The organism is Flavobacterium arcticum, assembly GCF_003344925.1.
Taxonomy (GTDB): Bacteria; Bacteroidota; Bacteroidia; order Flavobacteriales; family Flavobacteriaceae; genus Flavobacterium; species Flavobacterium arcticum.
In genome coordinates, this window is the sequence record NZ_CP031188.1 from 1,814,870 (window position 1) to 1,840,031 (window position 25,162).

Genomic DNA, 25,162 nt, shown 5'->3' on the forward strand with positions numbered 1-25,162 from the left:
TGTTAAATCCAGTTTTTAGCAGTATTAAAGTCGATATAATAGCGCAAGCTTACCGAAAAAATACTGTTAAGGTTGTTATTAAATAGATGATCAATATTCTTAGTGTAATTACGATTTACATACATGAAATTTCCTACGGCATTGTTTCGATACAAAAAAGATAATTGGCTACCAGGAGCAAACCACCATGTGTACGAAAGGTCTAAATTCCAGTTGTTATATGTAAAGTCTTTATTTTCATTAAAGGTACTGTTTTCAGTCAGTTCACCGTTGTTTTCGAGTGTTAAATACTCTAAATTTTCTCCATATGTCCAGTAGTGTCTTGCAGTTAAATTTATAGTCATTTTGTTGCTCACAGAGTATTTGCCTGAAAGACTGTTGGTAATAACAGTTCTATCACGACGAGTAAATACAATATCGTCACCCTCAAAAGCTACCCACCCTTTATTGTTAGTATCTAGCCCATAATTAAAACTGTATATCATTTGTAGTCTATTATTAAAACGGTAACGAGGGCTAAACTCTAGTCCGTAATAATTTCGGTTTTCTTCATCACTAATCCATATTTCAGGCTGTATATCGATAGCAAGCTTTCGATTGTAGTTTGACGAAAAATAAACATAAGCATAAACGCTTTTAGGTATTTTTACAAAACGCCCCGAGATGCGCGGTTCGTAAAAATCATAGGTGTCAAATGGTTTTCCTTGTATACCATAGCCTATGTAATCATTTTTTCGTGTGGTAGAGCTTACGCTTAATTCTGCATAGCTATCTTGCAGTTTACCCGTGGTATTATGGAATTCAGAATATAAGTTTCCGTTTAACTGAAATGTATTATAATGCTTTGTAGGGTTTACTATACGATAGCTGGCATTGCTTTCAAAATTGTAATAATTAGTAGTAAAAATGATACCCATGTCGTTAATGTCAAAATCTTTAGACACATAGTAGCTAGAAGCACTATACCTATATTTACCGTTTGTTTTCCCTATGTTAACGTAAGAGCTGTAGCCATTTTTGTTAACCACATCATTAATGGTACTATATTTAAAATCGCCCGAAAGGTTATAGGTGTTAGCTTTTGTGTTGAGGTTATAAACCAAAGCACTCACATTAGCATCTCTGAAATTTTCATTTCGGGTAACATTAGTATTTACAAATGATACCGATGAGTTTTTACGGAAACGCTGGTCGAGCACTACAACACTATAATTAGTAAGCGGTTCTACAAGCTCCTTTCGGGTAGTACCTTTGGTAGTGTTTCGTACTGTGGCATACGTTCTTTCGGTAACGGCATTCATTACCCCTATACCAAGTCCTTTAGTTGTGCGCCCTGAGACTTTAAGGGCATTAATAAGGTTTACGGTGTTTGGTGTTTCTATAACTTCTTCGTTTTCTAGTAATGTAACATTACCTGATGGATGTCCGCCTATTCTTCGGGTGTATAGTAAATCTCCTTTTGTAAATATATCTACACCTTCAGTAAAAAAAGGTCTGTTTTCATTAAACTGTTGTTCAAAAGGTCCAAGGTTAAGCACAACTTCATCAAATGCCGTTTGCCCAAAATCAGGCACTAAAATAGCATCGAGGGTAAAAGAGTCGTTAATGCCATATTTTATATCCATACCCGCTTTAAAAGTAGTCTCGGTTTTATTTTCGTTATTAGAAACATATGCCGATGAGTAAGGAATGAAAAATAATCGGGTAGGTGGTTTTATATTTTTTATACCTTCAAGCTGACCTGTTTGCACGATAGCTGACCCAATATTACGATCTACAGGATTCCAAAAAAATCGTTGTCGATTTTGGCGTACTTCTCTATAAAAATTGAGTCCCCAAAGTTGCTCTCCCTCACCAGAAAACCGAATAGCTGCGTAGGGTATCTTCATTTCGACTACCCAGCCTTCATCGGTTATTTTTACACTACTGTACCATATACCGTCCCATGAGTAGTCTTCGTCGCTTTGTGTAGCAATACAATCCATTTGTGTACCAGCAGCACTTACAAAAAAACGAAAATCCTGCTGCCCATCATTATAGCCGTTAATATATACACCAAAATGGTCGGCAGTTTTAAAATCATCACGCAGGGCTATTTCACGAAGTATATTTTCAGGTTTTTCATGTAGTATTGCACCAAAATATACAGCTTCATCATCATAAAGTACTTTTACTATAGTGTTCTTTTCAGTATCTTCAACCTTACCATTATCAGGCTCATACATTATAAACTGAGTAGCATCTTGTGCTGTGTTCCAAACATTTTCATCAAGCTTACCCTCAATAATTATTTTTTCGGTAATTCTTACCGCTGTAGTCGTTTTTTTTTGTGCTAAAACACAAGAATAAATTAACATAAAAATAATTAAAGTGCTGATTTTTAAATAGTTCATTAATCTTTGGTATAGTGTTTGCTCTATATAGGCTGAAAGTGTAAAATTAACATTTTATTAAGTGAATACAATAATAATAAATTTTATACGTTTCTGAACGAGAGATTATGGTGAAATTTGTTATGATACGCTAAAATGTTAAATATTTGATTTTAACGGTGTTGTAGTTTTGATTTAACAATTCCTTTACTATTTTAGCAACCTTATAAAATACCCCACAGCTATGATTAATAACTTTTTTACTTCTATTTTCTTTATATTTTTTTCTGTTACTAGTCCAACTACTACAAATACTATTTCAGCTTTAGATGTAAAAAAAGTGATTGCAACAGCTACTGAAGGTAAAGTGCTAAGTGCAGAAAGTATATATAAAAACCTTGATGCTAACTCGCTTACATTACCTGATTTTACTTGCTTTGCTAAAGCATTAAATGGTTTTAATAAACTAAAAGCACTGGGAGAAATAAAGAAAGACTTACTTACGGTTATAGACTTTAGTAAATCGTCTAACGATAAACGATTATGGATAATTGATATGGAAACCCAAACGGTGCTATACAATACTTATGTAGCTCACGGGCGCAATAGTGGTAATGAGTTTGCAACTACCTTTTCTAATACATCTAGTTCTTATAAAAGTAGTCTTGGTTTTTATGCTACTGGCGAAATATATAAAGGTAAGCACGGCGAGTCACTTCGTCTTGACGGGCTTGAGGCTGGTATTAATAGTAATGCACGTTCTCGTGCTATAGTAATGCACGCTGCTGACTATGTTAGTAAAAGTTTTATTGCTCAAAACAAAAGACTTGGTAGAAGTTTGGGATGCCCAGCGTTGCCTAACCATTTAAACAAAGAGATTATTAACCTTATTACGGGTAAATCTTGTTTGTTTATATACCACCCTACAAACAAATACTTACAAGCATCAAAGTTATTGTCATAAACCTATAGCTGTTTGTGCATCACATAGTGTATACCTACACCTTCAATATCAAACGGGTTACCAGTAGTATGGTAGCCCATTTTTTTATAAAAACCTACCGCAACTTCTCTTGCATTAAACCATAGTAGCTGCCCATTCTTGCTATTTGCATATCCTTCTGCTTTTTTAACAAGTTTTTCGCCCAGTCCTTTTTTTTGATGTTCTGGTAGTATTGCCATACCGCGTATCTGGAATTGTATTTTCTCTGCGAACAATTTATTTGAATTTTCGAATACAGATACTATGCCTGCAAGGCTATTGTTATCATAAATACCAAAATGTATAGTAGTGTTAAGGTCGTCATTAGGAAAAACACATGATGTTACAGGCAGTCCAGGACGTAAAACAGGTTGCCTAACGGCATAAGTTTCTATAGATTTTAGTTCTTTTATGCTTTGCATTACGGTTTTTAATTTTATAATGAATTAGTAATAAAATGTTTACGTTAAAGATGTTTCGAGTATTAATTTTTTTTCAAAAAAAGCTTGCATCTAAAAAAAGATATTGCTTATATTTGCACCACAATAATGCGGAAGTAGCTCAGTTGGTAGAGCTCCAGCCTTCCAAGCTGGTTGTCGCGAGTTCGAGCCTCGTCTTCCGCTCTGCAAAAACCCGAATCAAACGATTCGGGTTTTTTGGTTATTAGTTGTTAAGTATCCACCGCAATATTTTAGCTATATTCTTAGCATCATCTACACCGCGATGGTGTGTGCCTTCCAAAGGGATGTCAAGATGTTCTAAAGCACCTGCCATACCTAGCTCATGTCCTAGTCGTTGTTTTAGTGCATAAAGTGTTTTTACATTAATATGCGATGGACCAAACGGATAGCCTACTCCTGTAGCATCACATTGCTTAGTAAATTGTTTTTGGTCATAAGCACCAAAACTTGCCCAAGCCCTACTTTGCGTTAAGTATTCTTTTTTCAATATGCTACAAGCTTCTTTAAAAGGCACAGCTTCTTTATCAAGCATTTCTTGTGTTATAGTCGTAAGCTCGGTACAAAAAGGGCTTACGGTAGAACGTTCAGGTGTTACCAGTATTCCGCGATTGTCTGTAATTTCTCCTGTATGTATGTCTAGTAAACAAATACCTACTTCTATAATATCATGCACCATATCTTTGGGTACTGTGTTTTCCCAGCAGGTAGCTTCTATATCTACCACTACTATTTTGTCTAGTTTCTTTGCCATATTATTTTTATTTTAACCAAGATAAGTCGGTATCAGTTTCTATTTCTTCGGGTTCTTGCCCTTGTTTGAATAGTCTTGCCTGTAGTTCGCCTTTCAGGGTTATAGTACTGCCCTTAACATCCAGCCAACTCCCTTCACGTAATCCCAGCACAGGTTGTGTGTTAAACTGATGAAACTCTTTTATTCGTGTTTCGCGTGTTTCGCCCATGTGGGTAGAGTCTGGTAACGGATCAAGATAATGTGGATTGATATTAAATGGTACTAATCCTAGTGTTTGGAAACTCGGCGGATAAATAATAGGCATATCATTAGTGGTATTCATAGTGAGTCCGCAAATGTTACTGCCTGCGCTTGTACCGAGGTAAGGTGTACCCTGTTTTACTGCTTTTTCAATAGCGTCCATTGTACCTGTCTTGTACAATTGTGTTACGAGTAAGAAGGTGTTGCCTCCACCTGTAAAGATGCCTTCGGCTTGTTGTACTGCTTCTATAGGGTTTTCATATTCATGTATGCCTTTTACGGTAATATTTAACTTAGCAAAAACTTCGGCAGCCTTTGCGGTATATGCTTCGTGTGTTATGCCCCCTGGGCGAGCATAAGGCACAAAAAGTAATGTGCTGCAATTTTCGAAATGTTTTTTTAGCGTAGGTAATAAATAATCTAGGTAGCTACCGCCATGTAATGTAGAGGTGCTTGCAATAATTAAATTTTTCATTCGTTTGTTGTAAAAGTAATAAAAGGTAAAGTTACAAAGATTTGATGCAGTAGGCGGTATGTTTTTTGAGGAGTAATTAACAGTAATATTTCACTATTTGTCTTACCTTAGTTATAGCATCAATCAATTAAAAAATTATACTTTTTTGAAAAATATTCTTCTATTAGTAATTTTTGTGGTCTGTCCCGTTGTATTAAATGCACAGGAGCGTGTACCGCTTAATGGTCGTGTACAAGTAAGCGATGCGGGTCTTAATGGTGTTTTTGTCATTAATACCACTGCCGCTATCGAAATAAAGACAGATGCCAATGGAAATTTTACTATTGATGCACAGTCTGGAGATGAATTGGTAATATACAGCCCGAATATTACCACCCGCAAGTTTAAATTAAACGAACAGTCATTTGATAATCAACCCTTAGTTATAACAGTTAACGCACAAGCCTATGAGCTTGATGAGGTAGTAATGGACAGGGACAGGTCTATAGATGAGGTTTCTTTAGGACTAGTGCCTAAAGACCAAAAACAATATACTGTTGCCGAAAGAAGGGTTTTTGCAGCAACAAGCGGTTTATTAGACCCGTTAATAAATGCGATAACGGGACGTACAAAAATGCTTAAAAAAGAGCTTGAAACAGAACGAAAACAACAGATGCTAGATAACTTGCGCGGTATATGTACAGAAGAAGAGATTATTAAAGAGATGAAAATACCTATAGCGTATGTAGAGGGGTTTTTATATTATACTGTAGAAGACCCCGAGCTTTCTCAGGCTATGAAAGAAGGTAATAATGCGGCAGCCCGTTTTTTATTAAATGGTATTGCTGCTAAATATTTAAAGTTACTTAAAGATGAATAGATGGGTGTTATTATACATACTGTTTTTACCTCTTGTAATCTTCTCTCAAGATGGAGGTGTATTAAATGGCAAGGTTGCGGTGGGCGAAAACCCTATTAGTAATATATATGTTATTAACGCTACCACAGGAACAGAAACGCGAACAGGTGTTACTGGTAATTTTAGTATTACTGCCCAAGTAGGAGATAGGCTTGTTTTTTACAGCCCCAGTATTATAACACGCGAATTTATATTGAAAGAAGAGTCTTTTAAACAACAACCTTTTGTAGTAACGGTTACTTTACAGGCTTATGAGCTTAATGAAGTAGTGCTTGATAAATATGGTGCTATTGATGAGGAGTCTTTGGGGCTTGTACCTAAAGGTCAGAAACAATATACTCCTGCCGAGCGTAGGCTTAAAACAGCGGGAGATTTTAAGCCGATTCATCTGCTTGGTATTTTGGGAGGCTCTTTACCATTAGATCCTATTATAAATGCAATAAATGGGCGTACAAAAATGCTTAAAAAGGAATTGGAAACCGAACGTAAAGAGCAGGTGTTAGAAATGACAGATAACCTTTATGATGATGAAGTACAAATTACCGCAGAATATAAAATACCAAAAGAGTATGTAAAAGGTTTTTTATATTACTGTGTTGAAAATGAGGATTTCTCAGGAGCGTTAAAAGCTAAGAATGATAAGCAAGTAAAATTTTTAATGCATGTATTGGCAGAGAAGTATCTTGTGCAACTGACTAAAGAAGATTAAAACGGTATTGTTTTCTTACTTTTAGTGGCTTTACAAGTAAAAACTAAAAAGTTGTTTTTAGTGCTAAAATCATTCTAAATTTCATAAAAAGCGAATATTTAAAAATCGATATAATAAAAGTTTAACTTTTATTACATTTGGAAAATGAAGCAGATTACAAGGTTCGTCTTCCTGATGTTTATATTATTTAGTCTTTCATCAGCGGATATACATAAATTTTACGTAGCTATATTTCAAATGGATTATGTTCCTGAAAAGAACGTTATCCAAATGACTTCCCGTGTTTTTACAGATGATTTAGAGCTTGCTTTTGAAAAAAAGTACGACAAAAAGTTTTATCTCGGTACATCGCGTGAAATTCCTGAAGCTAAAAAATACCTCAAAATATATTTTGCCGAAAAGATAAAAGTAAAAGTTAACGGCGATTTACAGCCCATAAAATATTTAGGTAAAGAAATTGAAGATGATGTTTTAGTATGTTACTATACTATACCAGTGCCTAGTGGTATACAAACATTAGATATAAAAAACACTACGCTGTTCGATATGTATGCAGAGCAGCAAAACATGATACACACTAACATAAACGATACTAAAAAAAGTCTTTTACTTACAGTTGAAGAACCTGAAGGCTTATTAGAATACTAAATTGATGATGAGAAAAACTTTATACTTCCTGTCGCTATTGGCAGCAATACAGGTAACTGCACAAGAAACACCACGCGAACCAGGGCATACTGATAATAACAAGTTTAGCCAAATGTACAGCCAAATGGCAACACCTAATATGTTTCGTACGGCATCGGGTGCACCAGGGCCAGCTTATTATCAGCAACAAGCCGATTATAAAATAGATATAGAGCTTGATGATGAAAATACAAAGCTATACGGAAATGAGACAATTACATATCATAATAATGCTCCCGAAGCATTAGATTATTTATGGGTACAGCTCGACCAAAACCGCAAAGCACCCGATTCTAAATCGCCACTTGCTAATAGTCAGGGTGTAGGTACAGCCTATAGTACGCAAAATTTTAGTCGTACCTATCTTGAAGAATCATTTGATGGAGGCTTTAAAATAGAGTATGTGAAAGATGCTAATGGTAAACCAATGAGTTATATCATCAATCAAACCATGATGCGTATTGATTTACCCGCACCATTACAGTCGGGCGAAAAAATATCATTTTCTATAAAGTGGTGGTATAACATAAATAACTACTTTGTTGTAGGTGGGCGTTCGGGTTACGAACGTTTTGAAGAAGAAAATAATAACTTGTATGTTATAGCACAGTTTTACCCTCGTATGGCTGTATATAATGACGTAGAAGGTTGGCAGAATATGCAGTTTTGGGGTGGGGGTGAATTTGCATTGCCATTCGGAAATTTTGATGTAAATATTACTGTTCCTGCCGATCATATTATGGAGGCTACGGGATTATTAACAAATCGTGAAGAGGTGTTTACTGCTGCGCAATTAAAACGATATGAGCAAGCTACTAAAAGTTTTGATAAGCCTGTTGTAGTAGTTACGCAAGAGGAGGCTATAGAAGCAGAAAAAACGCACAGCACCAAAAAGAAAACATGGAAGTTTAAAGCAGAAAATGTTCGCGATTTTGGCTTTTCTACTTCAAGAAAATTTATATATGATGCTATGGCAGTACAACTTTCGGGTAAAACGGCAATGGCAATATCGATATACCCAAAAGAGAGTAACCCGTTGTGGGGCGAAAACTCTACAAGAGTAGTAGCACATACACTAAAAACGTATTCTAAATACACTTTTGATTATCCTTATCCTAAAGCTGTTTCGGTATCTGCCGAGTCACAAGGTATGGAGTACCCTATGATATGCTGGAACTATGGTCGTCCTGATAAAGATGGTTTTACAAGCGAGCAGCTAAAGTATGGTATGATGAGTGTTATTATTCACGAAGTAGGGCATAACTTTTTCCCGATGATTGTTAACTCTGATGAGCGTCAATGGACATGGATGGATGAGGGACTTAATACTTTTTTACAATATTTAACAGAGCAAGAGTTTCAAAAAAACTACCCTTCGCGTCGTGGTCCTGCTGCTAAGATAGTGCCTTATATGAGTGGCGATCAAAATTTCTTAGAGCCGATAATGACCAACTCTGAGGCAATACACCAGTTTGGGTCTAATGCTTATGCCAAGCCAGCTACAGGACTTAATATTCTTAGAGAAACAATAATGGGCGAGGAGTTGTTTGACTATGCTTTTAAAACCTATGCAAATAGATGGAAGTTTAAACACCCAACTCCCGAGGATTTTTTCAGGACAATGGAAGATGCTTCGGCAGTAGATTTAGATTGGTTTTGGCGTGGATGGTTTTATAGTACTGACTATGTAGATATAGGTATAGCTGATGTAAAGCAATACTATGTATCAGATAAAAAACCAAATAGCGATAAGAAAAAGACAGGTAAAAGAAGCCGATTTGATAGGTCTAATGCTGATACAAAATATGTATATATGATTCCTGAAGGTGATGATGTAAGTAAGAAACTTAAAAAGCCTTTTACTGTTGAGAATGTTAAAGATCTTGAAGAGTATGTAGAAGAAAAGTTTACACCTGCCGAAAGAGCAAGACTAAAGTCGCCAAAGTATTTTTATGAGGTAACGTTTAATAAGCCAGGCGGAATGTTTATGCCGATATTGGTAGAGCTTCAGTTTGAAGATGGTACAACTGAGTCTTATCATTTTCCTGCACAAATATGGAGGAAAAACAATCAAACAGCTTCACGTGTGTTTGCAACCGAAAAACCGATAAAGAAAATAACAGTTGACCCTGAGCTAAAAACAGCCGATATTGATATAAATAATAATGTATGGCCTGCTCAAGCAGTACAATCTAAATTTGACCAGTTTGGGGATAATTAGCCTGTTTATAGTTAAATAAAATTAAAATACAGGTAAAACATAAGTATTAGGGCAGTAAAACATCGTAAATATATTTACATTTGTATTAAAATTTTTAAGTTATGTTTGGAATAGGAGGAGGAGAACTTTTCTTCGTAATACTTGTAGTACTAATGCTTTTCGGTTCTGATAAAGTGCCCGAGATGGCGCGTACATTAGGTAAAGGAATGCAACAGCTTAAAAATGCAACAAATGATATAAAAAGCGAAATACATAAAAGTGCCGATGTACAGGATATTAAAAAAACCTTTAACGATATTGGTACGGATGATATCTCTAAAGAAATGACCGATGAGGTTAATAAAATAAAAGAAGATATCGAAGATATATCTGGACCTATAAAAAGAATGAGATAATGCTAGATTGGCTACTGCAATTTGATAGTGATGTACTGGTTTACTTAAATAGTCTTGGTTCAGAAAGTTGGGATGGTTTATGGTTATTTCTTACCAAACAGTTTAACTGGATTCCTTTATTCCTTGTTATTTTTTACCTTGTTTTTAAAAATTTAGGTTGGCGTCATGCTATACTTGCTATTGTAATGATAGCATTATTAATAACGATAACTGATCAAACTACTAATTTAGCTAAAAATTATTTTCAGCGATTTAGACCATGCAATGCTCCAGATATTAAAGATATAATAAGAATTGTAAAACATAGAAGCTCATTTAGTTTCTTTTCTGGGCACGCTTCTAACTCTATGGCATCAGCATTTTTCCTATATAAAGTACTGAAGCCTTATTTTAAGTCTAAGTGGTTATACATTATATTCTTATGGCCTTTAGTATTTGCTTATAGCCGTATTTATCTGGGTTTACATTACCCTCTAGATATTTTATCAGGTTTTGCTTGGGGTATCTTTACTGCTTCTTTGGTATTAGTGCTTTACCGCTATTTAAGAGGCAAGTTCTTTACGCAAGCAAAACAGGGTTAAATAACCCTGCTCACGGTAAGTCCATCTCTAATAGGTAGTAATACAGTTTCTACCCTTGGGTCATCTTTCAGTAGTTTGTTATATTCTATTAAAACCGCTGTACTAGTATCTTTTGGTTTTGCAGGCTCAAGAACTTTACCACTCCACAAAACGTTATCACTTAATATAATACCGCCTTTGTTCATAAAGGGTACAATTAAATGAAAATAGTTGATGTAGTTTTCTTTATCGGCATCTATAAAAACCAAATCAAATTTTTTATCAAGTTTAGGGATGATTTCTAAGGCATTGCCTAGATGTTGTTTTATCTGCTCGTTCCATGGTGAACGGTCAAAATACTTCTTCTGAAAATCGTATAACTCCTCGTTAATATCAATAGTGTCAATAGTACCATCTGTAGCAAGACCTTCTGCAAGGCATAGAGTGGCATAGCCAGTATAAGTGCCTATCTCTAGAATGTTTTTCGGGTTTATTAGTTTAGACAACATACTAAGTACCCTACCCTGAAAATGTCCGCTAAGCATTCGGGGTTGTAATATTTTTTGGTGTGTTTCACGATTAAGCTGTACTAAAAGCTCAGGTTCGTTTTGGCTATGTTCTGCCGAATAATTTTCTAAATCATCTGAAATAAAGTGCATATTTTTAATATTTTAGGTAAAAATAATAATTAAGGCAATAATTACATTAATTTAATGTTAGAACCTGTATTCTTTATAAAAATATTAAATTTACGTTTTTATATTTACCCCTTTATAAATTATTATTATGAAATTTAAAATTACGCTATACTTTTTACTAATAGCAGTTTTAGCTCAAGCACAGGTTACTAATGAAGGTAAGCCAATGAGTTGGAAATTACGAAATATGGAGCAAGTAGCGCCAATAAACATGCCCGATTTTGACCTGAAAGCATTGCAGGAAGAAGATAAAGCTAATGAAAACAGGAAAGATATACCTTGGAGGTTTGGTCATGAATTTATTGTAGATTATAATCTTGAAAATAGTGGTAACTGGTATACCCTAGAAGATGGTAGTAGAATATGGAGAATACGTTTTTACTCTAAAGGAGCAAAAACTATGAACTTTTTATTTAGTGATTTTTATATGCCCGATGGTGCTAATCTTTACCTATATAGTAATGATCATAAAAATTTACTTGGAGCATACGATGCTCGCCAAAATAACGAACAACGTGTACTAGGTACTTGGCTTGTAGAGGGCGAAGATATGTGGCTAGAGTATTATGAGCCTGCTGCTGTTGCAGGGCAAGGTAAACTAGAAATATTTAAATTAATACACGGTTACCGTACAGGTGAGAGCTATGCAAAATCGACACAAGATCTTAATGATTCAGGAGCCTGTAATTATGATGTAGATTGTGTTATTAATGATATACAAGACCTTAAAGAGATAAACAAGAAAGCTGTGGCAATGATAGTTGTGGGCGGTTCGGGGTTTTGTTCGGGAGCTTTGGTTAATAATACCAATAACGATGGTACACCTTATTTTTTAACTGCAAATCACTGTTATTCTAACCCTGCACAATGGGCATTCCGTTTCAACTGGATAAGCCCTGTTCCTGTGTGTGCAAGTAATACTAATAGTACTAATAGTACTTCATACCTTCAAACGGCAAGTGGAGCAACTCTAAAGGCAAGACGTGCAGCGTCTGATTTTTGTCTTGTTGAAATTACAGCAAATTTACCAAGTGAATGGGATCTTACATGGGCAGGATGGGACAGGAGTGATGTAGCTCCTGCTTCTACTTTCGGGATACACCACCCCTCAGGAGATATTATGAAGACATGTAGAGATTATGATGCTCCTACATTAACTAATGCTGGAGGAGAGTATATGTGGCAAATTAATGATTGGGATTTAGGTGTAACCGAAGGAGGGTCATCTGGATCGCCTTTATTTGATAATAATGGTAGGGTTATAGGACAACTATATGCTGGTACTGCTGCTTGTAGTGGTACTACAGATAATGGGGGACAGGATATTTATGGTAGGTTTGGTATTTCATGGAATCAAGGTTCAACATCATCACAACGACTTAAAGAGTGGCTCGATCCAGGTAATACAAATGCAGTAACGTTAGATTACTATCCGCAAGGAATAATTTATAATACAGATGCAAAAGTAGCTATTGAAAACCTTGGCGACAATATTTGTAATACTGTTATAACACCAATAGTAAAAATAACTAACTCGGGTACTAATCAACTTAATACAGTACAAGTAACTTATCAGTTAAACGATGGCGAACCTATACTATATAACTGGAGTGGTTCTCTTAGTACAGGGCAAAGTGATAATGTAGAGCTACCCGAAATAATAACAGTAAATGGCGAAAATACTTTTACAGTTACATTAAGCGAGCCTAATGGCATAACAGATGAAAATACTGAAAATGACGTTGCTACTGAAATATTTGATGTAAACATATATGCACTAGCTGATGTAGATTTTACATTACAAACAGATAATTATGGTTATGAGACTTCTTGGCAGCTTACTAATGAAAGTGGAACTGTTTTGTATAGTGGTACAAACCTTAACTCGAATCAATTATTTAACCAAACTTTTAACCTTACAGGAGGGTGCTATACGTTTACAATAAACGATACTTTTGGCGATGGTATATGTTGTTCTAATGGTAATGGTAGCTATTCACTTGCTACAGGAGGCAATACTATAGTACAAGGAGGTAGTTTTGATGAGACTGAATCGGTAACTTTTAGTCTAGACCCTAACCTTGCTGTAACTCAACCTATATTTAAAAACACATTTAAAGTATATCCTAACCCTTCTTCGGGTATCTTTAATATACTTGTAGAGGATACCTCTGTTATAAATTACCAGTTATATAATATGCTTGGTCAGGTAGTAGCTGGTGGTACATTTGCCACAGGCGAAAGCAAGCTTGATATAGCATCGGCTGCCGATGGTATTTATATGCTACAAGTTACAGATGCTACGGGTAAAGCGGCTAATTTTAAACTGGTTAAAGAGTAAAAATAAGCTCAACGTTTAATTAGTAAATAGTTACTACCTTTGCGCCATGCAAACGGAGAAGAAAGATATTAGAGCACTAACAAAAGAACAATTACGCGATTTTTTTGTTGCTCAAGGTGATAAAGCCTTTAGAGGTAATCAGGTTTACGAGTGGCTTTGGAACAAAGGGGCGCATAGCTTTACAGATATGACCAATGTATCCAAAGCCACCCGCAAACTACTAGAAGATAACTTTGTTATTAACCACATACGGGTAGACCAGATGCAGAAGAGTAGCGATGGTACTGTGAAAAATGCAGTACGATTGCACGATGGGCTTGTTGTAGAGTCGGTATTAATACCCACTAAAACAAGAACAACAGCCTGTGTATCTAGCCAAGTAGGTTGTAGCCTTGATTGCAACTTTTGTGCTACTGCACGCCTTAAAAGAATGCGGAATCTTAACCCTGATGAGATTTACGATCAAGTTGTAGCTATAGATAACGAAAGTCGCTTATATCACGACAGACCATTATCTAACATTGTTTTTATGGGTATGGGCGAACCGCTTATGAATTATAACAATGTTGTTAAAGCTATTGATATGATAACCTCGCCCGAAGGTTTAGGGATGTCGCCAAAGCGTATTACCGTTTCTACATCGGGAGTGCCAAAAATGATAAAGAAGCTAGCAGATGACGAAGTACGGTTTAAATTAGCCGTTTCATTACACTCAGGTATAGATGAGGTGCGATCGCGCATTATGCCTTTTAGCGAAAAATTCCCTTTAAAAGATTTAAAAGAATCTTTAGAGTATTGGTATAGTAAGACTAAAAGTCGTGTAACTTATGAATATGTAGTGTGGAAAGATATTAATGATAGAAAAGAAGATATTGATGCACTGGTAAAGTTTTGTAAGTATGTGCCTTGTAAAGTTAACCTTATAGAATATAACCCTATTGATGATGGCGAATTTCAGCAGGCTGATACCCAGGCAATAGATAATTATATAAAAGCATTAGAACGAAATGATATTGTAGTAAAGGTGCGTCGTAGTCGTGGTAAAGATATAGATGCCGCTTGTGGGCAACTTGCTAATAAAAATGAAGGTACTGTTTCTTAATATTTAATGGTTATTTTAGAAAATAAAAAAGCGGCTTTAAGCCGCTTTTTTATACTTATTTTTTAAAATCTTAGTATGTAATACTAAGATTTTTGAATATTGTTTCTGCAGGAATTGAAAAACCAAGTCCTTCTATACCTACACCAAATACTTTAGCATTTACAACTCCTATAAAGCTTCCGTCTTTACTTACAAGAGCACCTCCGCTGTTACCACCGTTTACACTGGCATCAGTTTGTATCATTTGGTTGTCTTCATAAGTACGGAATCCTGATATAATACCTTTACTTAACGACTGACCAAGTTCTATAGATTTTGGAGTACCAATAGCAAATATATCTTGCCCTATGTTATAGTTCTTTTCTATAGGCAGTGTATACGCAAACTCGTTATTAGTGTCAATTTTTATAAGTGCTAAATCAGAGTACTCATTTTTACGAATAATCTTTGCATCATACTCTGTACCGTCTTTAGTAATAACTGTTATTTTATCGTTAGTAGATACTACATGAAAGTTAGTTAAAATATAACCATCATTAGTAACAAAACATCCGCTACCATGTCCGTCTTTGTGTTTTATAGTTACAGTAGCCTCCATAGCTTCTTCAAGACCAGCGATAGGGTTAGGTTTAATTAGCTGTAGTTTTTCGAGTTTAATTTCTTTTGTTTCTTTTTGCTCTATCAGTTCTTTCATACTTTTAGAGTCCATCAATTCATAGAATGAAGCAGATATTGCATCTTCAATACTATTTCTCATAGCATCCTCGTTCATAGCAAACTCTCCAGATTTGCTTTTATAAGTATGTTTGTATTTAGATTGACTATAAAGGTCAAATATTTCCCATTCGATATCCAATTTAGTAACAAGATATCTCATGTAAATTTTAGCCTCAAATGCATATACATTTTCAAACTTAACTTTGGTTACTTTAGCCGATAGGTATAGAGAGTTAGTATTACTTCTAAAAATAGTATTTGTTGTGTCTATATAATTATTATTTTTAAGTACTTCGGTTACAGCTTCGCTAAAAATAGAGTTGTCAAATTTAATATCTTCTGTACCAGTACCTTTGTCTTTAAATTTATCTTTCTTTTTCTTAAAGTTACGGTGTTTTATAACAGTAAACTTAATGTCATCTTTCTTAACATCAAAAGCTGTATTTTTAAGATAAACATATTTTTCATCATCAGATCTCTGATGGATTTTTTCCATATCTTTCCCAGCACTTACTTCTTTAGGATAATTATATGCTTTATTTCCCACATCCATGAAAGGAGGGTATAAAAGAACCCCAAATGGAATCCATGACATTATATATAAAGCTGATTTTCTATCTTGAAAATGGGCTTTGTAGTCGGTTCTATATCCATCACGTTCTACTTTTATCTGCTTTACACCTCTATCTCTCTTCATTTTGGTAACTACACTTTTACCAGTGCCTTGTAATTCATTATCTACATATACTTTAGAGTCTGATGAAGAGGTTTTTACTGTAACTTTTTGATATTTACCGTTTAATATAGATGCACAACTGGTAAATATCAGAGGAGCAATTATTACTAATAATGTCCTAGACAAGAATTTTTTCATGATTAAATTGGTTAAAATTTTGTTAAGCTGTAAATGTAGCCATTATAGGATATTATCAAAAAAAAAAAATCAGAGTTTTTTACGTTTTTTAAAAAATATAATTTTTGAATTGTAGTATCTTTGGGCACAATGAAAATCGTTGAACAAATAAAGCACCCCATAGTTAGAGAAATGGAACTTTTTGAAAAAAAGTTTCATGAATCTATGTCTTCAAACGTAGCATTGCTAAACCGTATAACGTATTATATAGTAAATCGTAAGGGGAAACAAATGCGACCTATGTTTGTTTTTCTTACGGCTAAAATGATTAGTGATGGTAAGGTTAACGAGCGTACTTATAGAGGAGCATCGGTAATAGAATTAATACATACTGCAACTCTTGTTCATGATGATGTAGTAGACGATAGTAACCGAAGACGAGGATTTTTTTCTATAAATGCTTTATGGAAAAACAAAATTGCAGTATTGGTTGGCGATTATCTTTTATCTAAAGGATTATTGCTGTCTATAGATAATGGCGATTTTGACTTGCTTAAAATTATATCAGTAGCGGTGCGGGAAATGAGCGAAGGCGAGCTTTTACAAATAGAAAAAGCACGTAGGCTAGATATTACTGAGGATATTTATTATGAAATAATACGACAAAAAACAGCAACACTTATAGCTGCTTGCTGTGCACTTGGGGCTTGCTCTGTAGCTCCAGAAAGTGAACATACCGAAAAAATGCGTCGTTTTGGAGAACTTATAGGTATGGCATTCCAAATAAAAGATGACCTTTTTGATTATACTGATGATGCGATTGGCAAACCTACTGGGATTGATATTAAAGAGCAAAAAATGACACTTCCGCTTATTTATGCACTTAATAATTGTTCTAAAGCTGAAAAAAAATGGGTTATCAATTCGGTAAAGAACCATAATAAAGATAAAAAGCGTGTAAAGGAAGTTATTACTTTTGTAAAAGAAGCAGGTGGGCTTACTTATGCCGAAGAAAAAATGGCTCAATTTCGTGAAGAAGCACTCTTGCTTTTAGCAGAATATCCTTCATCTCCCTATAAGGATGCGCTTGTATTGATGGTTAATTATGTTATAGAGCGTAAAAAATAATTATCTCACCTCTTACACACCTCTACAATTACCATTTTTGCCTATACATAACCTCAACAACAACGTTGTATATTAGTATTGCCTTATTGTTAGATATATTCTAAACCTCTGTTTTTATTGGTTATAGTGTGATTTTTTGATCTAAAAATTACATTTTTCATTATTGTATGGTATTTGTATTGTGTAATTTTTATTGATGGTGTCTTTTTATTTATAATTTGACAACCGTAAACATAAAATTATAAATATGAAAAAAATTTACTCCATATTACCGTTGCTTTTTGCTACAGTAATTACAAATGCACAGCAAACCATTAATTTTGAAACGAGTGGAGCTGGATTAGATTACACTTGGAATGTTTTTGAAAACGATACTAATCCAGTATTGGGTTTTGTAGCTAATCCTAATATGTCAGGAATTAATACTTCGTCTACAGTTGCAGAGTTTACTGCGCTAGAAACAGGTATGCCGTGGGCAGGATGCGAAACATCGCACGATATAGGTATGGATGATTTTGTTTTAACTGCCGATAATTCTACCATAACAATAATGGTTTATAAATCGGTTATTAGCGATGTAGGTATTAAACTAGTAACACCTTCGGGTGCAGCACAAGGAGAAATGAAAATACCTAACACGCTTATTAATGAATGGGAAGAGCTAACGTTTGACTTATCTTTTTTAATAGGTGCTTTTGCAGAACCATTTGACCAAATTGTTGTTTTTCCTGATTTTTCGGGCAACCCAAGAACTTATGGAACAGTAGCTTATTTTGATAATATCTCTTTTGGTGTTGATGATGGTGGTACTGATGAACCGATGGTTGCAGCACCCGACCCAACAGTAGATGAAGCTCAGGTAATGTCTATGTTTAGTGGGGTGTATACTGATGTTACTGTTGATACTTGGTTAACAGAATGGTCATCTGGAGGGTTAGTAGAGGTACAAATTGAGGGTAACGATACTAAAAAATACACGAATCTGAGCTATGCAGGTATAGAAACAGTAGCGATGCAAATAGATGCTACGGATATGACACATTTTAATTTAAATGTATGGTCTTCAGATTTTACACAACTTCGAATTAAGCTGGTAGATTTTGGTGCTGATGGAGCTTATGATGGTGGCGATGATACAGAGCATGAAGTAGTATATGATAACCCAACACAAGGCGAATGGCTGTCTTATAGCATCCCATTGTCAGATTTTACAGGGCTTGTAAATAAAGACCATATTGCACAGTTAATTATTTCTAGCAACGGCACATCTACTGTATTTATAGATAATGTTTATTTCCACACTACAACTACAGCGGCAACAGATAGCTTTACGGCTAGTAATTTTACTATGTACCCTAACCCGGCTACACAGATGGTAAATCTTAATAGTGCTAGTAATATAGAAACAGTTACAATACACAACCTGTTAGGGCAGGAAGTAATGAAAGTTACACCAAATGCTAACGCTACTACTGTAAATGTAGCACAACTTCAAAATGGTATTTATGTAATAAATGCTGTGATAGATGGTAAAGTGGCAACACAAAAATTGATTAAAAACTAAAAAGTTATAATTATAGTTCTTAAAGCTGCTCTTAACGGAGCAGCTTTTTTTATTTTTTGTAGTTTTAAACCTTCTGAAAGCCCACATTTATATCTACAAAGATTTCTAACTATGAATAAATTATACTCAATTTTAATTCTAGTCATTTCGTTAAGTGTCTATTCACAATCCGATAGGAAAATAAAAAAATGGATAAACACTGTTGAAATATCTGATAAAGATTTTTATCATGAAATTCCCTTTGATTATAATGCTTCAGGAATTGTTTTAAAAGTTGATGTAGGCGGTAAAGTTTACGACTACTCTTTTGATACTGGAGGTCTTAATATGATTACTACAAAAATGCAGGGAGAAAATAATTTTCCTGTCTTAACACAAATAAATGTAGGTAGTAGTAATAAATTGACTAGTACTGTAAACCTTGTAATGACAGATACATTAAAAATAGGACCACTTACATTTACAGATGTTGGTACGCTGGTTATGGATGTTAGTAACTCGCCAACAATATCATGTTTAAACGGAGGTCTTATAGGGGCTAGTATTATAGAGAAATATATATGGCAAATAGATGTTTTGAACCAAAAAATTATAGTAACCGATGAGCTTGATAAATTATCTTTAAAAGGTGCTATTAAATGTAAGGTTAGGTTAAATAGTAGAAAACAACCTTATATTTTAATCGATATAAATGGTAAGAACAGAGAGGTGTTGTTTGACTTAGGAGCAGGATACCCTTTAGAGTTGAATATTAGAGATGCCATTTTTATAGACCCTCAAAGAATTAGAGAAGTATACGGCTCGGAATCAGAGAGTGTAAATGGAGTTAGGAAAGACTCTACTTATGTTTTTAATGGCAGTAGTATAAAAATAGGTGCTGCTGAATTAATAAATAAGCCAGTGTTTTTTTCTACCAGTACACGTACCTCTATGTTAGGGTGTCAGATAATTGAGGACTATATTGTTACTCTAAACTTTGCAGATAGCGAACTGTATCTTACCCCTATTAAAGGGAAAGCACATAAAGAGGGGTGGGAAACATTTGGTTATTTTCCTGTTTTTGAGAATGATAAACTTATAGTGCGTATGGTGTATCAGGGTAGTAGTGCAGCCAGAGAAGGACTGTTGCCAGGTGATGAAATAAAAACAATAGATAACAAAACAATACCTTGTAACGAGTATTGTGATTGCAGGGAATATTTTTTAAACTTTTTAGCAAACAATTCAGAACAAGTTTTAACAATAAAACGAGATGGTATTGTAAAAAGAATTAAAATTAAAAAACAGTTAATGTTTTGATTATTAAGGATAAATGATGTGGATGGTTATTTTTTATACATATAATGCAACTATTTTAAACCTATTATCGTCTATGTTAATAGAAGTCTATAATTAATACTTCGACACCAACTAACAAGCAAGTTTTGAAAGTAATAAAATTACATCAAGAAGAACGCGATACTATTAAGCAAGCCATTGGTAACAACAGGCATGCACAGCAGAAGCTGTACTCGCAACATGCTCCCAAGATGCTTGGGGTGTGCAGGCAGTACATAAAAGATGTGCAGCAGGCAGAAGATATCATGATTACGGCTTTCATGAAAGTGTTTACCAACTTAGCTAAGTTTGAACATAAAGGCAGCTTTGAAGGATGGATAAGACGGATTATGGTAAACGAATGTATCTCTTACCTACGAGTACAAAAAAAAGTTAGCTTCTTAGAAGATGAGTTTTTTACAGAGGATAGTTTTAACAATATAGAGAGTCATTTCTCGGTAGATGAAATACAAACCTTGATAGACAGTTTGCCAGATGGTTATAAAATGGTGTTTAACCTGTATGCTATAGAAGGGTATAAACATCAAGAAATTGCAAAAATGCTAGGCATTAGCGAGGGAACATCGAAATCGCAGTTATCGCATGCCAGAAAAATGCTGCGAGGGCAGGTTGACAAATTAAAGAGTTATGAAAATGGAACAGAATAAAATAGAACAAGAATTTAAAAATAAGCTGGCAAAGCGAACTGTACAGCCCTCGGCGCAGGTATGGGATAGGTTAGATGCAATGCTTACTGTTGCCGAAGAGAAAAAACCAAAACGTAAGAAAAGAACTTGGTTGTATATGGCTGCTTCATTTATAGTGTTTTTTACCATTGGAGTATTTTTGTTACAACAAGAAAAAGAGACTAATGATGGTGTAATAATAGAGGATGCTGTGGTTACTACTACAACTGAACCGAATATTGAAAATGGAGCGTTACAATCTACAGAAATTACAGAGCCGAATGTTGAGGTTGGAAATGTAGTGAATAATAATATTATAAAACAGCAAAAAAGTATAGCTACAATAACACAGCCTGCTTCAAGAATAGAAAAAAAATCTATTTATAACACAAATCAAAATAATATAGCTGGTAAAGAAGAGCCTGAAACAGCAGCAACAGCGTATAAAGCTCCTGAAGCTGCTTTAGCATCAAATGTTACTACAGATAAAGTAGTAATGAAAAAGGCTAAGAAAGGTATAACTATAAATCCAGACGAACTACTAGCGTCGGTAGAGAAAAGTAATAATAAAAGTAGCATAACACCTAAAAAGAATAAATCTTCAATAACAATAGATTCTAACTCATTGCTTTCATCTGTAGAGGGAGAACTTAATGAGAGTTTCAGAAGTAAAGTATTGCAATCGGCCGTTAAAAATTATAATGCAATAAAAACTTCGGTAGCTAATAGAAACTATCAGCAAAATCAATAATCAAAAACACCAAAATCATCAGAACATGAAAACAGTTATTTTTTATGTAGTGGCATCATTATGCCTACTCGTAACCAAATTAAATGCTCAAACTTTTGAAGAAAGGGCGCATGAAATATCTAAAAATATAGAAGAAGTAACTAAGCAGCAAAAAGACTCTCTTAAAATGGAAGTAGAGCAGGTAAATAAAATGCTTGAGAATAATGAAATATCTGAACAAGAAGCCGATGCTCGCAAAAAGGAATATGCCACTAAGAGAGCAAAAAATATTGAGGTAAGGGTAACGGCAGAAGAAGAAAAACTTACACAATTAGTAAAAGATAAAGTAGATGGTAAAGTAGACGATTCTAGGGTTACACGTACGTTTGGAGTATTTAGTTATAGTAAAGGCTCTAAATCCGATACTATTACCAGATATAAAAAGCACGAACCAAAAAGAACTACATCACAATTTGTATTTGCTTTAGGTGTTAATCGTGTAGTGGTAGACGGAGAGATAGATACAGATAATTACAAATGGCGTTCTGATTTTTATGAATGGGGTGTAGCATGGAATACAAGAATATTTAAGGAGAACAACTTACTTCGTGCTAAATACGGTTTGTCATTACAATACAATAACCTTCGTCCTGACGATAATAAGAAATTTGTAAGTGAAGGAGGGAAAACATATCTTGAAGATTCAGGGCTTGATCTTAAAGTGTCACGCTTACGTTATGTAAACCTTGTTGTGCCTGTACATCTTGAGTTCGATTTTACTAAAAAGCGCACAGGCGATGAAAAGGTGTATTTTCCGAGTCATAATAGTTTCAGGGTAGGTCTAGGAGGATATGCTGGAGTAAATGTAAAAGAGAAACAGATATTAAAATATAAAGAAAATGGGAATAGACAAAAGGATAAAGAGAAAGGCGATTTTAATGTGAGCGATTTTGTATATGGTGTAAGTGCTTATGTAGGGTATAGAGATATAAGTTTATATGCAAAATATGATTTACAGCCTATTTTCCAAAATAATGATATTGATCAGAATAATTTGTCTCTTGGCATAAGATTTGATTTCAATTAAAAAGTTAAGGGTTAGTTTTGTACTTTGAATAAGAGGTGCTTCCGCGCAATGGGAGCACTTTTTTATTTTTATACCTTTACAGTTATGAAAAGATGTTTATCCTATATACTTGCATTTATACTGTTTACTTCCTGCAACTCATCAGATGATGCAACGCAACAACAGGAGCAACTACCCGAAACTTCTTTTTTCATCAAAGGAGTCGATGCTTCATCAATACCACAAGTAAGACAGTCGGGTATTGAGATGCTTAATACAGCAGGACACTCCGAAGATATGCTTACTACATTAAAAAATGCAGGGGTAAACACCATACGAATACGGCTGTGGAAAAACCCTGAGGATAACCATTCTAGTTTTCAAGAAGTGAAAGCTTTTGCTAGTGAGGTAAAAAGTATGGGTATGAAAGTATGGCTTACCGTGCACTATTCTGATACTTGGGCAGACCCTGGCAGTCAAACAAAACCCGTAGTATGGCAAGATCTAGATTTTGCAACATTGCAACAAGAAGTGTATAACTATACAGCGCAAATAGTTACAGAAATACAACCCGATTATATCCAGATAGGGAACGAAATTAATAGTGGTTTTCTTTTTCCAGAAGGCAACATTACTAACTTGTCACAGTTTACAACTTTGTTGAGTAAAGGTATTAGTGCTGTGAGGGATACTAGTGAAGATTGCAAAATAATACTCCATTATGCAGGATATGAGGGAGCGCAAAGTTTTTATTCAGAATTAATAGAACTTGATTACGATATTATAGGATTATCCTACTATCCCGTTTGGCATGGTAAAGACCTCACAGAATTTCAAAATAATATAACAACCCTTGCTAATCAGTATAATAAAGAGATTGTTATTGCTGAAACGGCTTATCCGTTTACATTAGATTGGAATGATTATACTAATAATATTATAGGTAGCGAAGACCAATTGTTACCGCAGTATACCCCAACAGCTACAGGGCAAAAAGAATATTTACAGAAAATAAAGCAAATAATAGCTCAAGAGTCTAAAGGTATAGGGTTCTGTTATTGGGGTGCAGAGCTTGTTGCTTTTAATGGTCCTACAGCAACAGACGGTTCGGCGACTGAGAATCTTGCTTTTTGGGATTTCAATAATACAGCACTGCCTGTTCTTGAAGTATATCAAGATTAATTCAATGCTTAAATTCTCTTTCTGTTTATAGGTGTCGTGATTGAAACTTCTTATTTTTATAGTAAAAATTACAATGTCACATAACCACTCTCATCATCATGATAATTCAGGTAAAAGTCTAAAGCTTGCTTTTTTCTTAAACCTTAGCTTTACGTTGTTAGAAATTGTGGGTGGGTTGTATGTAAACAGTGTTGCAATCCTTTCAGATGCACTACACGATTTGGGCGATAGTTTTTCGTTAGGGCTGTCTTGGTATCTTAACGAATACTCTAAAAAAAAGCCTAACAATAAGTTTACCTTTGGTTATAACCGATTTTCCCTAATGGGAGCTTTTGTTAATAGTCTTGTGCTTATTGGTGGCTCGGTATATATTATTATCGAAGCCATACAACGATTAATGAACCCTGAAGAATCTAATGCACAAGGTATGTTTATTTTTGCAATAATAGGCATTGTTGTAAATGGCTATGCTGCTTTTAAGTTAAGCGGAGGTAAAACGCTTAATGAGCGTGTGGTGAGCTTGCATTTAATAGAAGATGTTTTGGGGTGGGTTGCTGTACTTATAGCCTCTATAGTCATGATGTTTGTAGATGCGCCTTATCTCGATCCTCTCCTTTCACTGGGTATTACACTGTATATTTTATATAATGTAATAAAGCGTCTTAAAGAAACCTTATTTATAATGCTACAGGGTACACCTTATGATATAGACCCTGAAAAGCTTAAAAATGAAATATTACAGGTTCAAAATGTCTTGTCATTACATCATATGCATATTTGGTCGTTAGAGGGTGAAAATCATGTTTTTGCAGTCCATGTAAAAATAAATAATACAACCTCTTTTAGCGAGGTGTTGAAAATAAAAAATGCTGTTAAAACTATTCTTAAAAAGTATCCTTTTTCACATTATACCATAGAGGTAGAGCTAGACGAAGAGTCTTGTGAGTTAGAAAATAAATAATATTTTGTATTTATTATAACAAGTGTTAAATAGCTCCTTTGCTGTTTTGTGCCTATATTTAGGTAA

23 protein-coding genes and 1 tRNA gene are annotated in these 25,162 nt (G+C 34.6%); 18 read left to right on the plus strand and 6 right to left on the minus strand.

Annotated features, from left to right (window positions below; genetic code table 11):
- Positions 1–2: 2 nt before the first annotated feature.
- Positions 3–2,357: a DUF5916 domain-containing protein gene (locus DVK85_RS08195; protein ID WP_240339606.1), complete on the minus strand. Its 2,355-nt coding sequence runs from the start codon at positions 2,355–2,357 to the stop codon at positions 3–5.
- A gap of 259 nt (positions 2,358–2,616) precedes the next feature.
- Between DVK85_RS08195 and DVK85_RS08200 the strand changes: the two genes are divergently transcribed.
- Entirely contained in the window at positions 2,617–3,336 is a 720-nt protein-coding gene (locus DVK85_RS08200) for a murein L,D-transpeptidase catalytic domain family protein (protein ID WP_114677980.1), read from the plus strand.
- A gap of 2 nt (positions 3,337–3,338) precedes the next feature.
- Here DVK85_RS08200 and DVK85_RS08205 read toward each other — a convergent pair whose 3' ends face one another.
- Positions 3,339–3,776, minus strand: a complete 438-nt coding sequence (locus DVK85_RS08205; RefSeq protein ID WP_114677981.1) for a GNAT family N-acetyltransferase — start codon at positions 3,774–3,776, stop codon at positions 3,339–3,341.
- 128 nt (positions 3,777–3,904) lie between these two features.
- On the opposite strand from DVK85_RS08205, the gene DVK85_RS08210 reads away from it, so the two are divergent.
- A tRNA-Gly gene (locus DVK85_RS08210) sits at positions 3,905–3,977 on the plus strand.
- A 40-nt stretch (positions 3,978–4,017) separates the two neighbouring features.
- On the opposite strand, the gene DVK85_RS08215 is transcribed toward DVK85_RS08210, so the two are convergent.
- On the minus strand, positions 4,018–4,566 hold the full coding sequence (locus DVK85_RS08215) for a 3'-5' exonuclease (protein WP_114677982.1): 549 nt from the start codon (positions 4,564–4,566) through the stop codon (positions 4,018–4,020).
- Positions 4,567–4,573: 7 nt separating this feature from the next.
- Positions 4,574–5,281: a dipeptidase PepE gene (gene pepE / locus DVK85_RS08220; RefSeq protein WP_114677983.1), complete on the minus strand. Its 708-nt coding sequence runs from the start codon at positions 5,279–5,281 to the stop codon at positions 4,574–4,576.
- 145 nt (positions 5,282–5,426) lie between these two features.
- On the opposite strand from pepE, the gene DVK85_RS08225 reads away from it, so the two are divergent.
- The 6 genes from DVK85_RS08225 to DVK85_RS08250 all read left to right on the plus strand — a co-directional run bounded on the left by DVK85_RS08225 (position 5,427) and on the right by DVK85_RS08250 (position 10,772).
- Positions 5,427–6,140: a hypothetical protein gene (locus DVK85_RS08225; RefSeq protein ID WP_240339605.1), complete on the plus strand. Its 714-nt coding sequence runs from the start codon at positions 5,427–5,429 to the stop codon at positions 6,138–6,140.
- Positions 6,133–6,888, plus strand: coding sequence for a hypothetical protein (locus tag DVK85_RS08230; protein WP_114677984.1), 756 nt, complete (start codon positions 6,133–6,135; stop codon positions 6,886–6,888). The genes DVK85_RS08225 and DVK85_RS08230 overlap by 8 nt, the downstream gene beginning before the upstream one ends.
- A gap of 144 nt (positions 6,889–7,032) precedes the next feature.
- Positions 7,033–7,536, plus strand: coding sequence for a DUF6702 family protein (locus tag DVK85_RS08235; RefSeq protein WP_127960574.1), 504 nt, complete (start codon positions 7,033–7,035; stop codon positions 7,534–7,536).
- Positions 7,537–7,543: 7 nt separating this feature from the next.
- Positions 7,544–9,796: a M1 family metallopeptidase gene (locus DVK85_RS08240; protein ID WP_114679015.1), complete on the plus strand. Its 2,253-nt coding sequence runs from the start codon at positions 7,544–7,546 to the stop codon at positions 9,794–9,796.
- A gap of 101 nt (positions 9,797–9,897) precedes the next feature.
- Positions 9,898–10,191 (plus strand): Sec-independent protein translocase subunit TatA/TatB, encoded by a 294-nt coding sequence (locus DVK85_RS08245; RefSeq protein WP_114677986.1) that lies wholly within the window; start codon positions 9,898–9,900, stop codon positions 10,189–10,191.
- Positions 10,191–10,772: a phosphatase PAP2 family protein gene (locus DVK85_RS08250; RefSeq protein ID WP_114677987.1), complete on the plus strand. Its 582-nt coding sequence runs from the start codon at positions 10,191–10,193 to the stop codon at positions 10,770–10,772. Before DVK85_RS08245 ends, DVK85_RS08250 begins: the two co-directional genes overlap by 1 nt.
- On the opposite strand, the gene DVK85_RS08255 is transcribed toward DVK85_RS08250, so the two are convergent.
- On the minus strand, positions 10,769–11,410 hold the full coding sequence (locus DVK85_RS08255; RefSeq protein ID WP_114677988.1) for an O-methyltransferase: 642 nt from the start codon (positions 11,408–11,410) through the stop codon (positions 10,769–10,771). The two genes, DVK85_RS08250 and DVK85_RS08255, sit on opposite strands and share 4 nt — an antisense overlap.
- Positions 11,411–11,537: 127 nt before the next feature.
- On the opposite strand from DVK85_RS08255, the gene DVK85_RS08260 reads away from it, so the two are divergent.
- Complete coding sequence (locus tag DVK85_RS08260) at positions 11,538–13,790, plus strand: T9SS type A sorting domain-containing protein (protein WP_114677989.1); 2,253 nt, start codon at positions 11,538–11,540, stop codon at positions 13,788–13,790.
- Positions 13,791–13,836: 46 nt separating this feature from the next.
- A complete protein-coding gene (gene rlmN / locus DVK85_RS08265; protein ID WP_114677990.1) occupies positions 13,837–14,892 on the plus strand; it encodes a 23S rRNA (adenine(2503)-C(2))-methyltransferase RlmN in 1,056 nt (351 codons plus the stop codon).
- A 70-nt stretch (positions 14,893–14,962) separates the two neighbouring features.
- On the opposite strand, the gene DVK85_RS08270 is transcribed toward rlmN, so the two are convergent.
- Positions 14,963–16,483: a S1C family serine protease gene (locus tag DVK85_RS08270; protein ID WP_114677991.1), complete on the minus strand. Its 1,521-nt coding sequence runs from the start codon at positions 16,481–16,483 to the stop codon at positions 14,963–14,965.
- A 129-nt stretch (positions 16,484–16,612) separates the two neighbouring features.
- Between DVK85_RS08270 and DVK85_RS08275 the strand changes: the two genes are divergently transcribed.
- The 8 genes from DVK85_RS08275 (at position 16,613) to DVK85_RS08310 (ending at position 25,096) form a co-directional block, all read left to right on the plus strand.
- A complete protein-coding gene (locus DVK85_RS08275) occupies positions 16,613–17,590 on the plus strand; it encodes a polyprenyl synthetase family protein (protein ID WP_114677992.1) in 978 nt (325 codons plus the stop codon).
- A 247-nt stretch (positions 17,591–17,837) separates the two neighbouring features.
- Positions 17,838–19,154, plus strand: coding sequence for a T9SS type A sorting domain-containing protein (locus tag DVK85_RS08280; protein ID WP_114677993.1), 1,317 nt, complete (start codon positions 17,838–17,840; stop codon positions 19,152–19,154).
- Between the two features lie 111 nt (positions 19,155–19,265).
- Positions 19,266–20,453, plus strand: coding sequence for an aspartyl protease family protein (locus DVK85_RS08285; RefSeq protein ID WP_114677994.1), 1,188 nt, complete (start codon positions 19,266–19,268; stop codon positions 20,451–20,453).
- Positions 20,454–20,578: 125 nt separating this feature from the next.
- Positions 20,579–21,139, plus strand: coding sequence for an RNA polymerase sigma factor (locus DVK85_RS08290; protein ID WP_114677995.1), 561 nt, complete (start codon positions 20,579–20,581; stop codon positions 21,137–21,139).
- Positions 21,126–21,908 (plus strand): hypothetical protein, encoded by a 783-nt coding sequence (locus DVK85_RS08295; protein ID WP_114677996.1) that lies wholly within the window; start codon positions 21,126–21,128, stop codon positions 21,906–21,908. Before DVK85_RS08290 ends, DVK85_RS08295 begins: the two co-directional genes overlap by 14 nt.
- Before the next feature lie 25 nt (positions 21,909–21,933).
- Positions 21,934–22,974 carry a hypothetical protein gene (locus tag DVK85_RS08300; RefSeq protein ID WP_114677997.1) on the plus strand — a complete coding sequence of 347 codons (1,041 nt, stop codon included), beginning with the start codon at positions 21,934–21,936 and terminating at the stop codon, positions 22,972–22,974.
- 84 nt (positions 22,975–23,058) lie between these two features.
- Positions 23,059–24,135 carry a glycoside hydrolase family 53 protein gene (locus tag DVK85_RS08305; RefSeq protein WP_114679016.1) on the plus strand — a complete coding sequence of 359 codons (1,077 nt, stop codon included), beginning with the start codon at positions 23,059–23,061 and terminating at the stop codon, positions 24,133–24,135.
- A gap of 73 nt (positions 24,136–24,208) precedes the next feature.
- Positions 24,209–25,096 carry a cation diffusion facilitator family transporter gene (locus DVK85_RS08310; RefSeq protein WP_114677998.1) on the plus strand — a complete coding sequence of 296 codons (888 nt, stop codon included), beginning with the start codon at positions 24,209–24,211 and terminating at the stop codon, positions 25,094–25,096.
- Positions 25,097–25,162: the final 66 nt, after the last annotated feature.

Bases quoted from the DNA above. Each gene is read 5' to 3' on its own strand.
- DVK85_RS08280 (WP_114677993.1), top strand. From the start codon at position 17,838: ATGAAAAAAATTTACTCCATATTACCGTTGCTTTTTGCTACAGTAATT.
- DVK85_RS08245 (WP_114677986.1), top strand. From the start codon at position 9,898: ATGTTTGGAATAGGAGGAGGAGAACTTTTCTTCGTAATACTTGTAGTA.
- DVK85_RS08260 (WP_114677989.1), top strand. From the start codon at position 11,538: ATGAAATTTAAAATTACGCTATACTTTTTACTAATAGCAGTTTTAGCT.
- DVK85_RS08275 (WP_114677992.1), top strand. From the start codon at position 16,613: ATGAAAATCGTTGAACAAATAAAGCACCCCATAGTTAGAGAAATGGAA.
- DVK85_RS08195 (WP_240339606.1), bottom strand. From the start codon at position 2,357: ATGTTAATTTATTCTTGTGTTTTAGCACAAAAAAAAACGACTACAGCG.
- rlmN (WP_114677990.1), top strand. From the start codon at position 13,837: ATGCAAACGGAGAAGAAAGATATTAGAGCACTAACAAAAGAACAATTA.
- DVK85_RS08200 (WP_114677980.1), top strand. From the start codon at position 2,617: ATGATTAATAACTTTTTTACTTCTATTTTCTTTATATTTTTTTCTGTT.
- pepE (WP_114677983.1), bottom strand. From the start codon at position 5,281: ATGAAAAATTTAATTATTGCAAGCACCTCTACATTACATGGCGGTAGC.
- DVK85_RS08250 (WP_114677987.1), top strand. From the start codon at position 10,191: ATGCTAGATTGGCTACTGCAATTTGATAGTGATGTACTGGTTTACTTA.
- DVK85_RS08255 (WP_114677988.1), bottom strand. From the start codon at position 11,410: ATGCACTTTATTTCAGATGATTTAGAAAATTATTCGGCAGAACATAGC.
- DVK85_RS08300 (WP_114677997.1), top strand. From the start codon at position 21,934: ATGAAAACAGTTATTTTTTATGTAGTGGCATCATTATGCCTACTCGTA.
- DVK85_RS08285 (WP_114677994.1), top strand. From the start codon at position 19,266: ATGAATAAATTATACTCAATTTTAATTCTAGTCATTTCGTTAAGTGTC.
- DVK85_RS08305 (WP_114679016.1), top strand. From the start codon at position 23,059: ATGAAAAGATGTTTATCCTATATACTTGCATTTATACTGTTTACTTCC.
- DVK85_RS08270 (WP_114677991.1), bottom strand. From the start codon at position 16,483: ATGAAAAAATTCTTGTCTAGGACATTATTAGTAATAATTGCTCCTCTG.
- DVK85_RS08235 (WP_127960574.1), top strand. From the start codon at position 7,033: ATGAAGCAGATTACAAGGTTCGTCTTCCTGATGTTTATATTATTTAGT.
- DVK85_RS08205 (WP_114677981.1), bottom strand. From the start codon at position 3,776: ATGCAAAGCATAAAAGAACTAAAATCTATAGAAACTTATGCCGTTAGG.
- DVK85_RS08240 (WP_114679015.1), top strand. From the start codon at position 7,544: ATGAGAAAAACTTTATACTTCCTGTCGCTATTGGCAGCAATACAGGTA.
- DVK85_RS08310 (WP_114677998.1), top strand. From the start codon at position 24,209: ATGTCACATAACCACTCTCATCATCATGATAATTCAGGTAAAAGTCTA.
- DVK85_RS08215 (WP_114677982.1), bottom strand. From the start codon at position 4,566: ATGGCAAAGAAACTAGACAAAATAGTAGTGGTAGATATAGAAGCTACC.
- DVK85_RS08230 (WP_114677984.1), top strand. From the start codon at position 6,133: ATGAATAGATGGGTGTTATTATACATACTGTTTTTACCTCTTGTAATC.
- DVK85_RS08295 (WP_114677996.1), top strand. From the start codon at position 21,126: ATGGAACAGAATAAAATAGAACAAGAATTTAAAAATAAGCTGGCAAAG.